Annotated in this window: 12 protein-coding genes; 6 read left to right on the forward strand and 6 right to left on the reverse strand. The window is 62.1% G+C overall.

Annotation, left to right across the window (positions count from 1 at the left end; genetic code table 11):
- Positions 1-301: 301 nt before the first annotated feature.
- Positions 302-1,480 (forward strand): diguanylate cyclase, encoded by a 1,179-nt coding sequence (locus HJB83_RS32475; protein ID WP_207582741.1) that lies wholly within the window; start codon positions 302-304, stop codon positions 1,478-1,480.
- A gap of 45 nt (positions 1,481-1,525) precedes the next feature.
- Here the strand turns inward: HJB83_RS32475 and HJB83_RS32480 are convergent, their stop codons facing one another.
- From HJB83_RS32480 to HJB83_RS32490, 3 genes are all read right to left on the reverse strand, one after another.
- Complete coding sequence (locus tag HJB83_RS32480) at positions 1,526-2,155, reverse strand: glutathione S-transferase family protein (protein WP_221133223.1); 630 nt, start codon at positions 2,153-2,155, stop codon at positions 1,526-1,528.
- A gap of 99 nt (positions 2,156-2,254) precedes the next feature.
- The gene (locus tag HJB83_RS32485) at positions 2,255-2,737 is read right to left on the reverse strand and encodes a DUF1772 domain-containing protein (RefSeq protein ID WP_221133224.1); all 483 of its coding nucleotides are present in this window, start codon (positions 2,735-2,737) and stop codon (positions 2,255-2,257) included.
- 2 nt (positions 2,738-2,739) lie between these two features.
- On the reverse strand, positions 2,740-3,564 hold the full coding sequence (locus tag HJB83_RS32490; RefSeq protein WP_221133225.1) for an NmrA family NAD(P)-binding protein: 825 nt from the start codon (positions 3,562-3,564) through the stop codon (positions 2,740-2,742).
- A gap of 99 nt (positions 3,565-3,663) precedes the next feature.
- Between HJB83_RS32490 and HJB83_RS32495 the strand changes: the two genes are divergently transcribed.
- The 3 genes from HJB83_RS32495 (at position 3,664) to HJB83_RS32505 (ending at position 6,070) form a co-directional block, all read left to right on the forward strand.
- Complete coding sequence (locus tag HJB83_RS32495; RefSeq protein ID WP_221133226.1) at positions 3,664-4,317, forward strand: TetR/AcrR family transcriptional regulator; 654 nt, start codon at positions 3,664-3,666, stop codon at positions 4,315-4,317.
- Between the two features lie 75 nt (positions 4,318-4,392).
- Positions 4,393-5,082: an orotate phosphoribosyltransferase gene (locus tag HJB83_RS32500; RefSeq protein WP_221133227.1), complete on the forward strand. Its 690-nt coding sequence runs from the start codon at positions 4,393-4,395 to the stop codon at positions 5,080-5,082.
- Between the two features lie 61 nt (positions 5,083-5,143).
- A complete protein-coding gene (locus HJB83_RS32505; protein ID WP_221133228.1) occupies positions 5,144-6,070 on the forward strand; it encodes a carbohydrate kinase in 927 nt (308 codons plus the stop codon).
- Between the two features lie 95 nt (positions 6,071-6,165).
- On the opposite strand, the gene HJB83_RS32510 is transcribed toward HJB83_RS32505, so the two are convergent.
- Complete coding sequence (locus tag HJB83_RS32510; RefSeq protein ID WP_221133229.1) at positions 6,166-6,531, reverse strand: metalloregulator ArsR/SmtB family transcription factor; 366 nt, start codon at positions 6,529-6,531, stop codon at positions 6,166-6,168.
- Positions 6,532-6,688: 157 nt separating this feature from the next.
- Between HJB83_RS32510 and HJB83_RS32515 the strand changes: the two genes are divergently transcribed.
- Positions 6,689-7,723, forward strand: a complete 1,035-nt coding sequence (locus tag HJB83_RS32515) for an acyl-CoA desaturase (RefSeq protein ID WP_259671473.1) — start codon at positions 6,689-6,691, stop codon at positions 7,721-7,723.
- 35 nt (positions 7,724-7,758) lie between these two features.
- Positions 7,759-8,907 carry an alpha-hydroxy acid oxidase gene (locus HJB83_RS32520; protein ID WP_221133230.1) on the forward strand — a complete coding sequence of 383 codons (1,149 nt, stop codon included), beginning with the start codon at positions 7,759-7,761 and terminating at the stop codon, positions 8,905-8,907.
- Between the two features lie 163 nt (positions 8,908-9,070).
- Here the strand turns inward: HJB83_RS32520 and pgi are convergent, their stop codons facing one another.
- Both pgi and HJB83_RS32530 read right to left on the reverse strand, forming a co-directional pair.
- Positions 9,071-10,696 carry a glucose-6-phosphate isomerase gene (gene pgi, locus HJB83_RS32525; RefSeq protein WP_221133231.1) on the reverse strand — a complete coding sequence of 542 codons (1,626 nt, stop codon included), beginning with the start codon at positions 10,694-10,696 and terminating at the stop codon, positions 9,071-9,073.
- Positions 10,697-10,833: 137 nt separating this feature from the next.
- Positions 10,834-12,534, reverse strand: a complete 1,701-nt coding sequence (locus HJB83_RS32530) for a long-chain fatty acid--CoA ligase (RefSeq protein ID WP_221133232.1) — start codon at positions 12,532-12,534, stop codon at positions 10,834-10,836.
- Positions 12,535-12,666: the final 132 nt, after the last annotated feature.

A 12,666-nucleotide genomic window follows, 5' to 3' on the forward strand; every position in this document is an offset into this window, starting at 1 on the left:
ATGGAACGGCGGACGGAGACCCAGGCTCTCCCACGGGCTTGGTGTCCCAAAGGTGCAACGGTCTTCCATCCGCCACCGCAACAGGCAGTACTACGCCAATAGCGGGTAAAGGGAAGTTACAAAGGTGCCGGCAGGCGGATGAGGGGCGCCTCAAGCGCGAGCTTCGCCTCGAAGTTACCGCTCTAACATTTCTATGTGCGGTGCATCATTTTTTAACGGAATGCATAAGACATTCCTCACCGCCGATCGCATAGCTTGCCAAGATTATCGGCGTGGCTGCAGTCGCGGAGACTGAAAAAGCATGATGCTTGACTATAACTCCCTTTTGCTGGCGCTCGGCGTCTCCACCGCATGCCTTGCCGTGACCTTGATGGGCAGCTGGCTGGTGCGTCGGGCCGAAACCGTGCTGCTCACCGCCAGCATCGGCCTGGTCCTCGTCATTGCCGGCATTTTCATCTACGGCGCCTATGTGAACAGGCCGGAGACATGGCTGGGTGTGGCCAATTTCGTGCTGTTTCATGCCGGTTTCGCCACCATATGGGGTGCCGGCAGACAGTTTCTCACCGGCCGGCTCGCTTTGCTCGGCATCTCTGCCCGTGCGCTGACGGCGATGGCTTTCTCCATCGTGCCGATGCTGGCAGGTTATGACGGCCTGGCCTTCATATCAGACAATCTTGCCATTGCTTTGCTGCTCTTTGCCACCGCCCGGCAATATTGGCTCGCCCGCGCCGAAGCGCCCGCGCCGATCCTCGGCATCACCGCGCTCTATACGCTGACGGGGATCTCCTTCGTGCTCTGCGCCGCCGTGCTGATCGCCGATGGCAAGCTGGTGCTCGGAAGCGCGCCCAGCAACTGGGCCGAGGATCTGAGCCTTGCCGTCTGCATCGCCGGCATGACCGGGATCGGTGCGCTGTCGCTGGCGCTGCATCAGTGGCGGCTTGCCGCGCGCCACCGTCTGGAGGCGATCACCGATCCGCTGACCGGGCTGCTCAACCGCCGCGCCCTGTTCGATCAATACGGTACGCGTCCGATGGGCTCGACCACGGCCGTCATCGTCTTCGATATCGACCACTTCAAATCCGTCAACGACCGCTTCGGCCATGCGAGCGGCGATCGCGTGCTCAAGGTCTTCGCCGGCGAACTCGCCGCCCATTGCCGCCCCGGCGACATCGCCGCACGGTTGGGTGGTGAGGAGTTCGCGCTGGTGTTGAAGGAGATCATGCCCGGCCGGGCGGAACTGGCGGCCGAGCGCATCCGCAGGGCCTTCGAGGTGCGCGAGATTTACATCGACGACGAGGTGCTGAAATGCACGGTCAGCGTCGGCGTTGCGCCCGGCCGCGCCAAGCCGCTGGATTTCGACGCCATGCTGAACGCCGCCGACAAGGCGCTCTACGCCGCCAAACGGGGCGGCCGCAACCGGGTGGAACTAGCCGGCCACCTGCAGGCGGTTCCCGTCGAGGTATCGCGCACCGCGTCTTGATTCCGGGCGGATCCTCTGATGACGTCTTCCGGTGGCATACGGTCGTTAGCCAGCGGAATGCGGATCCATACTATAGAGATGGACTGGATAATCGGGACCGATGGCATCGCGGACGCGCCCACACCAGGCGGCGAAGGCGGGATAAACTGCGAGCGAAAAGCTGCAATCCTCGGCCCGGTGGCTATAGGCATAAACCGCAATGTCGGCGATCGACAACTCCTCGCCGACAACAAACGGGCTGTCGGTGAGGTCCCGTTCGAGTGCGGCGAGCGCCCGGTTTGCCGCGTCGCGCTTGCCCGCAATCATGCTCTGGTTACGCTCCAGCCGCCCCGTCAACGTCCAGAAGCGCAGCGAACCGATGACCGGCTCGACATGATATTGCTCGAAGAACAGCCACTGCATGACCTTGGCGCGCCGGTACCTGTCTGACGGCAGGAAGCGCGTCCCCTCGGCGAGAAAAGTGAGGATTGCGTTCGATTCGGCGATCGCACGCCCATTGTCGAGTTCGAGAACAGGGACGGCGCCCACCGGGTTGAGTTTCAGGAAAGCCTCGGTGCGGCACTCGCCCTCGAAGATCGATACTTCGCGACTGATATAAGGCATGTCGAGCAGGCCGAGCAAAACCCGGACCTTCCAGCCATTTTGCGACGGCAGATAATCGTGAAGCGTAAACATGGCGGTCCTTTCGCGACGATTGGCTCACGTTCGCACGCCGCCTCGAAACCAACCACCCGATTCCTGAAGGGGCATGTCGGTTAGCCAGGAAGCAATCATTCAGACGATCATCAGCGCCCTGACAAAGGCGATCGAGGCAAGCAGCGAGGCGACGGTCCGCACATGGTTCCACCACGTCCAATCCTTGACATAGGTCGCCCAGAGCTCGACTGCCTGCGGCCCGCTGCCGCTCACCTTCTCCAGCGCATCGTTCATCGGCACGTTGAAGATGATGGTCGAGAGGAAGGAGCCGAGGAGATAGAGGGCGGCGCCTGCGAGCATCAGCGTCGAGGCGCCGCCGCGCCAGTCGATCAGGGCGAGCACTGATATGACGATGCAGAGGATCGCCGTCGGCACGAAGAGGGCCATGAAGGGCGAGCGGACGATTGTCACATTGATGGCGTTCATCGCCGCAATGCCTTGCTCCGTCGGGATCCTGGAGAAAGCGGTCATGATGAAGGTCGAAAAGGCGAAGAAGATGCCGGCGACGAGGCCGCTGCCGATTGCCGCCGCCACGAGGGAAAGGATGAGGACGATCTGCATAGTCAGGCACTCCATATTCCGGATGCCGCGGCCCGGCGGGCATAGTGGCTGAAATCGGTGGCGGGGCGCCCGAGAATATCAGGGACGCCGCCCATGGTGCTGGAATTGCGCCCATCGAGCACCTGGCCGAAGAGCTCCTCCAGAAGGTCGATCAGGCCCTGTGGCGGGCCGGCTGCCGCAAGCCCGCCGGTGAAGTCTGCCATCGACACCTGCTGGTATTCGATCGGCCGTCCGGCTGCCGCGGCGATTTCGGCGACCGCCTGACCGAATGTCAGCGCCCGGGGACCGGTCAGTTCGTAAATCTTGTTTCGATGGCGCGGATCGGTCAAGGCGGCTACGGCGGCATCGGCGATGTCGTCCGCATCGATGAAGGGTTCGCGGATCTCGCCCGCCGGCAATTGCAGCCGGCCGCCGAGGATCTGCTCGACAAAGGCACCCTCGCTGAAATTCTGGCAGAACCAGGAGGCGCGCAGGATGGTGGTGCCGATGCCGGAAGCGGTGAGCGCGGTTTCGCTCCGTTGCGCGCCCTCTTCGCCGCGGCCGGAGAGCAGCACGATATGCTCAAGACCGCATTCCCTGGCCACCTCGGCGAGGGTTGCGATCGCTTCTGCCGCCCAGGCGACGGCAAGATCCGGCTGGAAGGCAACATAGGCGCTCGATGCGCTCTGAAGCGCGCCGCGCCAGCTTGACCTGTCCTCCCAGTCGAAGGGACGTGCGCTGGAGCGCGATGCCGCGCGAACGGTGAGGCCGCGCGCTTCCAGGCGCTTGATGATGCGGCCACCGGTCTTTCCCGGCCCACCGACGACGACGATTTCGGAATTCTGCATGTCGAAGCTCCTTCCAAAGTTAAGAAACAAGAGAAACTCTCTCATTTGCAAAATGAGATAAACTCTCTTATTTTGTTTGTCAACCATGAGGAGCAGACGATGTCGCAACAGCCGGTCGCAACGCGCAGGCGCCAGCAGCAGCATTCGGGCCAGCCGCGCCGGATCCCCAGCCAGCAGCGCGGCCGCGAACGCTTCGAAAAGATCCTTGCCGTTGCCGCCGAGCTGATCGAAAGCCATGGCAGCGACGGCTTGAAGATGAGCGAGATCGTCGAAAAGGCCGGCCTCTCCTTCGGCGCCCTCTATCAATATTTCCCCGACAAGAGTTCGATCATCCGGACATTGGCCGAACGCTTCAACGAAGAGGGCAGGCGCTGCGTCGAGGCGGAGCTGGCGAAAGTGACCGACGCCGTGGCGCTGACAGCCGCGCTCGCCACGATCGTCGACGAATATTATGCCTTCTTCCGCCGCGAGCCGGTGATGCGCGACATCTGGCACGCAACCCATACCGATAAGCTGCTGCAGCAGATCGATGCCGAGGACATGGAATTTCACGCCCAGGCCTTTCTCGCCGTGCTCCTCCGCCTGTGGCCGGATCGCGACCGAAAGGAGCTTCTGGCGATCGCCCGGCTGACGATGCAGCTCCTTGCTGCCGCCGTGCGTTATGCCGTTTCGCTGGATGCGGAAGAGGGTGACGAGGCGATTGCCCTGTTCAAGAAGATGCAGGGACCCGATATCGGCCGTCTGTTGCGCTAATACGATCGTCCAGCGTCTGGAAACTCAGGCCTCTTGCTGCTATTCCCGCAGGGAACCGAGCCGAAGGAGAGCCGCATGATCCAGACCACGTTTCCCGACCGCGCCGTGATGGCCGAACTGGTGGCCAAGATGCTGTGGGAGATCAAGGCGGTGCATTTCAATGCAGCCCAGCCCTACAAACTGGCCTCCGGCATGGCGAGCCCGGTCTATATCGATTGCCGTAAGCTGCTTTCCTTCCCGCGCATCCGCTCGACGGTGATGGATTTCGCCGCCAGTACCCTGCTGCGCGATGCCGGCTTCGAGCAGTTCGATTGCATCGCCGGCGGCGAGACCGCCGGCATTCCCTTCGCCGCCCTGCTTGCCGATCGCCTCGGCCTGCCGATGATCTATGTCCGCAAGCAGCCGAAGGGCCATGGCCGCAATGCCCAGATCGAAGGCAACATGCCGGAAGGATCGCGGGTGCTGGTCATCGAGGACCTGACGACGGCCGGCGGCAGCATGTTCAAATTCATCGATGCCGTCCGTGCCGCCGGCGGCGTCGTCGACCACGGCATCGCCCTGTTCTTCTATGACATCTTCGGCCAACAGCGTTTTGCCGACGGCAAGGTCCGGCTGCATCACATCGCCACCTGGCGTCATGTCCTGGCCGTCGCCAAGGCGCAGAAGCTGTTCGACGACAAGACGCTTGAAGAGGTCGAAGCCTTCCTCGATGCGCCGCTGGCCTGGTCGGGACGGAATGGTGGCGTAAGTGAGCTTTCGCTCTAGCCAGTTGACAAAAGCTCACTTAATCGGTTGATGAACGTATAAGTCTGTTGGGAGGAATTCGATGATTTTGTGCTGCGGCGAAGCCTTGATCGACATGCTGCCGAGGGACACGACCCTTGGTGAAAAGGGCTTTGCCCCCTATGCCGGCGGCGCCATCTTCAATACCGCCATCGCGCTCGGCCGCCTCGGCATCCCCACCGCCTTTTTCACCGGCATTGCCGACGACATGATGGGCGAGATCCTGCTTGCGACGCTGAAGGCAGCCAATGTCGATTACAGCCCCTGCGCCATCACTCCGCGCCCCTCGACCATCGCCTTCGTCAAGCTGGTGAACGGCCAGGCGACCTACGCCTTCTACGACGAGGGCACGGCCGGCCGGATGATCACCGAGGCCGACCTGCCGATCCTTGGCGATGATTGCGAAGCGCTGCATTTCGGCGCAATCAGCCTGATCCCCAGCCCCTGCGGCGAAACCTATGAAGCGCTGCTCGACCGCGAAGCCGCAAGCCGCGTCATCTCGCTCGACCCGAACATCCGTCCCGGTTTCATCAAGGACAAGCCGGCGCATATGGCCCGCATCAAGCGCATGGCCGCCAAATCCGACATCGTCAAATTCTCCGACGAGGATCTCGACTGGTTCGGTCTGACCGGCGACCACGATACGCTCGCCGCCCACTGGCTGAACCACGGCGCCAAACTGGTCGTCATCACCAAGGGCGCCGAAGGCGCCTCCGGTTATACCAAAGAGCGCAAGGTGACGGTGCCCAGCCAGCGCGTCACCGTGGTCGATACGGTCGGCGCGGGCGATACCTTCGATGCCGGCGTGCTGGCCTCGCTGAAGATGGATAATCTGCTGACCAAGGCTCAGGTCGCATCGCTCGACGAGCAGGCGCTCCGCAACGCCCTGACCCTCGGCGCCAAAGCCGCCGCCGTCACCGTCTCCCGCGCCGGCGCCAACCCGCCTTGGGCGCGTGAGATCGGGCTTTAAGGTCTAAGCCGGGGCCGGCCCAAATCCGGCTGTCAGCACCAACGGGGTCGGGACGGTTCGACCACGCCTGCACGTCTTCACGATCTGCCCTGTGCCTAGGGCAGGTCTTTTGCGCGGGCGCGCGCCTGGCTTTCCTTCTTGATCGGCCGACCGACCGGGCAGACCTCCTGCACGAAGCCGTTGAGCGTATTGACGAGATTGTTCTCGATCAGCGAATAGTGGACGAACTGACCCTGTTTTTCTCGTCTGATCAGCCCCGCCGTTTCGAGGATGGAAAGATGCTGCGAAACCGCCGGCTTGGACATGCTGAAGCGGTCAGCGATCTCGCCGGCGGTGAGGCCGGATGCTGAGAGATAGGCGAGGATCTTGCGCCGTGGCGCACTGGAAAGCGCGTGGAATATCCGCTGGGCGGCGTTGACGGAGCTGTCTTCCGCCGTGTCATCGAAAACTTCGTTTTCCAAATCCAGTCTCCAGCGCCATCGCATCGACCCAACAATTAAGCAATTAATGTATTGCTTAATTGTCTGCACTGATGCAAAGTAATTAGGTAATTGCTTAATTAATGAATTGGCGGGCGATGTTCAAGTGGAGAATGCGCCCGATGGGAAGGAGTTTGCCATGGGCAGTATTTCCACCGGACGCATGATCGACAACAACAGCGATCCGGTAAAGGGCAGGGTGGTCTGGGTGCCGGCAAAGTCGCTCTGGATCACCGCCATGACCTTGATTGCTATCATCGGCGGGCCGCTGACTTTCACCTGGAGCGCCTTTACCGTCTTCATTCTCTTGACCGCCACCACCATCTGCCTCGGTCATTCCGTCGGCATGCATCGGCTATTGATCCACCGCTCTTTCAGCAGCCCCATCTGGATCGAGCATTTTCTCGTCTATCTCGGGACGCTGGTCGGCATGGCCGGTCCCTTTGGCATGATCTACGCGCACGACATTCGCGACTGGGCGCAACGGCAGCGAGACTGCCATGATCTCTATGCCCATCGGCGGCCTTTTTTCATCGATGCCTTCTGGCAGATGCATTGCGCGGTGGCGCTCAACCATCCGCCATCGTTCGTCCTCGAGGAGTGCGAGCGGCGCGACCGCTTCTATCGCTTCCTGGAGGCAACGTGGATGGCGCAGCAACTCCCTTTGGCACTCCTGCTTTTTATGCTTGGCGGACTGCCGTGGTTGGTCTGGGGGATTGCCGCACGGATCTCGGTGTCGCTGACCGGACACTGGCTGGTCGGCCATTTCGCGCATCGCGATGGCCATCAAGGCTGGCGTGTCGATGATGTCGTAGTGCAGGGCTATAACCTGCCGCGGTTCGGGCTGGTGACCTTTGGCGAGAGCTTCCACGGCAACCATCACGCCTTCCCGCAATCGGCGCGGCTCGGCATCGAACCGGGGCAGCTCGACCTCGGATGGTATTTCATCCGCCTGCTGGCAGGGCTCGGTCTGGCGTCGGCGATCAAGCTCCCGCACATGATCGTGCCACGGCGAGGCCTTAGGCGCGTCGACGTATCCGAGATCGCCGGTGGCAGTCATTCGCCATCTCACGCGGCGGGGTCAGGCGGAATCTCGCTCATGAGTGCGATATCCTCTCCAACAAGCCGTAAATCGCACGATGAAGCCTTGGCAAGCTTTCGAATCGTGCTTTAGGTTGCGGCCCGAAAAGCAAACGGGTCGAGCAAAAGATGCGCCTTACAGACTGCTATAATTTTCACGATTTCCGGCGCATGGCCAAACGTCGTCTTCCCGGACCGATCTTCGACTATATCGATGGCGCTGCCGATGACGAGGTGACCTATCGGCGCAATACCGCGGCCTTCGAGAATTGCGATCTGGTGCCCGACGTTCTGAGGGGTGTGGCCGAGGTCGACATGTCGGTGACGGTCATGGGCCAGAAGCTCGCCATGCCGGTCTATTGCTCGCCGACGGCGCTGCAGCGGCTTTTCCACCACCAGGGGGAGCGGGCGGTGGCGGCAGCGGCGGCAAAACATGGTACGATGTTCGGCGTCTCTTCGCTCGGCACGATCAGCCTGGAGGAAGCCCGGCAGATCAGCGACGGGCCGCAGATCTATCAGTTCTATTTCCACAAGGACCGCGGCCTCAACCACGAGATGATGGCGCGGGCGAAAAATGCCGGCGTGCAGGCAATGATGCTGACGGTCGACAGCATCACCGGCGGCAACCGCGAGCGCGACAAGCGCACCGGATTTGCCATTCCCTTCAAGCTCAATCTCGCCGGCATGGCCCAGTTCGCCATCAAGCCTTCCTGGGCGATCGACTGGCTGACGCATGAGCGCTTCCGGCTGCCGCAGCTCGAAAACCACGTCAAGATGGACGGCGGGTCGCTGTCGATCAGCCGATACTTCACCGAAATGCTCGACCCCTCGATGTCCTGGGACGACGTGGCGGCGATGGTGCGCGCCTGGGGCGGGCAGTTCTGCCTGAAGGGCATCATGTCGGTCGAAGACGCCAAGCGTGCGGTCGAGATTGGCTGTACCGGCATCGTGCTGTCAAACCATGGCGGACGCCAGCTCGACGGCTCGCGCAGCGCTTTCGACCAGCTGGCCGAGATCGTCGACGCCGTCGGCGATCGCATCGACGTCATGATGGATGGCGGCGTGCAGCGGGGAACGCATGTTCTCAAGGCCTTGTCGCTCGGGGCAAAGGCCGTCGGCCTCGGCCGCTACTATCTCTTCCCGCTTGCCGCCGCCGGACAACCCGGCGTCGATCGGGCGCTGCAGACGATGCGCACCGAGATCGAGCGCGACATGAAGCTGATGGGCTGCACCACGGTCAGCCAGCTGAGCCGGCGGAACCTGCGCTTCCGCTCCTGAGGGCGGATGAGGGGCGGGCTCCGCCCCTGATCCGGCTGCCGCCACCAACCGGGGTCGAGCCGGGGGTCTCGACCCGTCCTTCGGACCCCCGTAAACGGGGCGAAGGGGTCAGGCCGCCAACTCTCAATCCGCTTTAAACGGTGCTTGGGACAATCCAGAACGCCTACTTCGCAAGCTTTGCCAGCGCCGCAACCAGGCCCTGGGTCGAAGAGTCGTGCGATGCGGCACTCTCTTTGCCCTCGACAACCGGCAGCAGGCCCGTTGCCAGTTCTTTGCCGAGTTCGACGCCCCACTGGTCGAAGGAGTTGATGCGGAAGAGCACGCCTTCGACGAAGACCCGGTGTTCGTAAAGCGCGATCAGGCGGCCGAGCGCGTAAGGCGTGAGCTTGTCGTAGACGAAGGTGATCGACGGGCGGTTACCCTGGAAGACGCGGTGCGGGGCAATGAAATCGGCCTTTTTGTCGTCCGTGCCCTTGTCGGTCAGCTGCTTCTTGGCTTCCGCGAAGGTGCGGCCCTTCATCAGCGCTTCCGACTGGGCGAGAACGTTGGAGATCAGCAGCTGGTGCTGATGGCGCAGTTCCGGCTCGAAGGCGTTGGCGGCGATCATGAACTCGGCCGGGATGATGCTCGTGCCTTGGTGGATCAGCTGGTAGAAGGCGTGCTGGCCGTTGGTGCCGGGCTCGCCCCAGACGACCGGGCCGGAATTGCCCTCGACCGGCGTGCCGTCGATGGTGACGCCCTTGCCGTTCGACTCCATGTCGAGCTGCTGCAGATAGGCGGGGAAACGCGACAGCCGCTGGTCGTAGGGCAGGATGGCACGGGTCGAATATCCAAGCACGTTGCGATGGTAGAAGCCGATCAGGCCGAGCAGCATCGGCAGGTTCTCGGTAATTGGCGCCTTACGGAAGTGATTGTCGATGGCATGGGCGCCATCGAGAAACTTGCCGAAATTATCAGGGCCGACGGCGATCATCAGCGGCAGGCCGATCGCCGACCAGATCGAATAGCGGCCGCCGACCCAGTCCCAGAAGCCGAAGACGCGGGCGCTGTCGATGCCGAAGGCGGAAACCTTGTCGAGCGCCGTCGAGACGGCGGCGAAGTGGTGCTGCACAGCCGCTTCGCCAAGCGCCTTGGCGATGAAATTGCGCGCCGTCTGCGCATTGGTCATCGTCTCCACGGTGGTGAAGGTCTTCGAGGCGACGATGAACAGCGTCGTCTCAGGCTGCACCAGCTTGAGGATATCGGCGATATGGGCGCCGTCGATGTTGGAGACGAAATGCGCCCGCGGGCCGTCATGGAAGGGGGCAAGCGCCAGCGTCGCCATCACCGGGCCGAGATCCGAGCCGCCGATGCCGATATTAATGACATCGGTGATCGTCTTGCCGGTGGCGCCCTTCAGCGTGCCCGAGCGGATGTCGTCGGCAAACTTGCCCATGGCAGAAAGCACGGAATTGACGTCGGGCATGACGTCCTTGCCGTCGACCAGAACCGGCGTGTTGGAACGGTTGCGCAGCGCGGTGTGCAGAACGGCGCGATCCTCGGTGAAATTGATCGCCTTGCCGGAGAACATCTCCTCGCGCTTCTTTTCGACGCCGCCCTCTTCGGCAAGCTTGACCAGCAGCTTGAGGATGTCGTCGTTCACCGCCGTCTTGGAAAAATCCATCAACAGGTCGTCAAGCGAAACCGAAAAGCGCGAAAAGCGCTCGGAATCGGAGGCGAAGGCGGCACGGATATCGGTTGCCTTGGTGGCATCAGCGGTGCTTTTCAGCTGTTCGACGATGGCGTTCATGGGAGGCTCCTCTGGAGGCGGAAAGGTTGCGGAAACTATTCGCTTTATCGGGCGCAAATCAAGTTCAGCCACCGCTCCAGATACAAAAAAGCCATCCGCGGCGAACGGATGGCCGTCAATTTCATGAGGTTGTTAAATTAGCCGCGCAGGTCCTTGCGCAGGATCTTACCAACAGGCGACTTCGGCAGCTCGGTGCGGAATTCGATGAAGCGCGGGCGTTTGTAGTTGGTGAGATTGGCGATGCAATGGGCTTTCACCTCGGCTTCCGTCAGCTTCGGGTCCTTCCGAACGACGAAGAGTTTGACCGCCTCGCCCGAATGCCCGTCCGGCACGCCGATCGCCGCCGCCTCGAGGATGCCGGCGTGCATGGCGGCGACTTCCTCGATCTCGTTCGGATAGACGTTGAAGCCGGAGACCAGGATCATATCCTTCTTGCGGTCGACGATCTTGGTAAAACCGCGGTCGTTCATGAAACCCATGTCGCCCGAGCGGAAATAGCCGTCCTCCGTCATCACCCGCGCCGTTTCCTCGGGCTTTTGCCAATAGCCGGCCATCACCTGCGGCCCGCGGATGCAGATCTCGCCGACGTCGCCGAGCGGCAGCGAATGGCCGTCCTCGTCGCGGATATCGAGGTCGGTGGAGGGCATCGGCAGGCCGATCGTGCCGGTGAACTCGGCCGAATCGAACCGGTTGGCGGTGGCAACCGGCGAGGTCTCGGAAAGGCCATAGCCCTCCGTCACCGGCGTGCCCGTGATCTTCAGCCAGCGCTCGGCAACCGGTCGCTGCACCGCCATGCCGCCGCCGAGCGACATGATCAGCGGGGAAAAATCGAGCTTGGCGAAATCGGCATTGTTCATCAGCGCGTTGAACAGCGTGTTGAGGCCGGGGAAGATATGCACGTCGGACTTCCCGAATTCCTTGACGAGGCCGGGAATGTCGCGCGGATTGGCGATCAGGATGTTGCGGGCGCCGAGCGACATGCCCATCAGCGAATTCACCGTCAGCGCGAAGATATGGTAGAGCGGCAAAGCGCAGAGGAAATTCAGCACATCGGGCTCCTTCTTGCGCTCGAAGGCTGATCGCAGCCAGAGCGACAGCTGCAGCTTGTTGGCAAGCAGGTTTGCGTGCGTCAGCACCGCGCCCTTGGCAACGCCGGTCGTGCCGCCGGTATATTGCAAAAAGGCGATATCGCCGCCGGTGAACGTGACCGGATGGAGGGCTTTTTTCGCGCCTTCGCGCTGCACTTGGGCGAAGCTCTTATGCTCAGGGATCGACCAGGAGGGAACGAGCTTTTTCACCTTGCGCACGGTGAAATTGACGATCAGTCCCTTGATCCCCAGCATGTCACCAAGCGAGGTGACGACGACATGTCTGAGGTCGGTCTTGTTCAAGACCTGTTCGACCGTGCGGGCAAAATTCTCCAGCACGAAGATCGCCTTGGCGCCGGAATCGCGCAGCTGGTGTTCGAGCTCGCGCGGCGTATAGAGCGGGTTGACGTTGACGACGACGAGGCCGGCCCGCAGGATGGCATAGGTCGCGACCGGGTTCTGTAAGACGTTCGGCATCATCACGGCGACGCGGTCGCCCTTCTCAAGGCCGGTGCTCTGCAGCCAGGCGGCGACCTTGCGCGTCTGGCTCTCCAACGCGCGATAGCTCATTGCCTTGCCCATGCTGGCAAAAGCGGTCCGGTCGGCGTAGCGGGCACAGGATTTTTCCAGCAGTTCCGCCAGCGAGGCATATTCCAGCGGCGGGAGTTCGGCCGGAACCATATCGGGATAGGCGGCAAGCCAGGGTTTCTCAGGCCTGGCGCCGTTCGGATGGACGGAAATGCTGTTCATCGTGTCTCTCTCCCCTGCTGCCGCCGCGCCGACGATCGGTCGGCAGATCGACCGGAAAGATCCTCCATCTTCCAGTCCGGCAGCTTATGCCATTGCTCGAATGGTTCAAGCCGAATTGAAGCTATACTAACC

It is taken from the genome of Rhizobium sp. NZLR11 (assembly GCF_019685115.1).
Taxonomy (GTDB): Bacteria; Pseudomonadota; Alphaproteobacteria; order Rhizobiales; family Rhizobiaceae; genus Rhizobium.

What these genes read in the sequence shown, in the direction of transcription:
- HJB83_RS32485 (WP_221133224.1), bottom strand. Translation starts at nt 2,737, where the DNA reads ATGCAGATCGTCCTCATCCTTTCCCTCGTGGCGGCGGCAATCGGCAGC.
- HJB83_RS32520 (WP_221133230.1), top strand. Translation starts at nt 7,759, where the DNA reads ATGCGCCTTACAGACTGCTATAATTTTCACGATTTCCGGCGCATGGCC.
- HJB83_RS32515 (WP_259671473.1), top strand. Translation starts at nt 6,689, where the DNA reads ATGGGCAGTATTTCCACCGGACGCATGATCGACAACAACAGCGATCCG.
- HJB83_RS32495 (WP_221133226.1), top strand. Translation starts at nt 3,664, where the DNA reads ATGTCGCAACAGCCGGTCGCAACGCGCAGGCGCCAGCAGCAGCATTCG.
- HJB83_RS32530 (WP_221133232.1), bottom strand. Translation starts at nt 12,534, where the DNA reads ATGAACAGCATTTCCGTCCATCCGAACGGCGCCAGGCCTGAGAAACCC.
- pgi (WP_221133231.1), bottom strand. Translation starts at nt 10,696, where the DNA reads ATGAACGCCATCGTCGAACAGCTGAAAAGCACCGCTGATGCCACCAAG.
- HJB83_RS32505 (WP_221133228.1), top strand. Translation starts at nt 5,144, where the DNA reads ATGATTTTGTGCTGCGGCGAAGCCTTGATCGACATGCTGCCGAGGGAC.
- HJB83_RS32475 (WP_207582741.1), top strand. Translation starts at nt 302, where the DNA reads ATGATGCTTGACTATAACTCCCTTTTGCTGGCGCTCGGCGTCTCCACC.
- HJB83_RS32500 (WP_221133227.1), top strand. Translation starts at nt 4,393, where the DNA reads ATGATCCAGACCACGTTTCCCGACCGCGCCGTGATGGCCGAACTGGTG.
- HJB83_RS32480 (WP_221133223.1), bottom strand. Translation starts at nt 2,155, where the DNA reads ATGTTTACGCTTCACGATTATCTGCCGTCGCAAAATGGCTGGAAGGTC.
- HJB83_RS32490 (WP_221133225.1), bottom strand. Translation starts at nt 3,564, where the DNA reads ATGCAGAATTCCGAAATCGTCGTCGTCGGTGGGCCGGGAAAGACCGGT.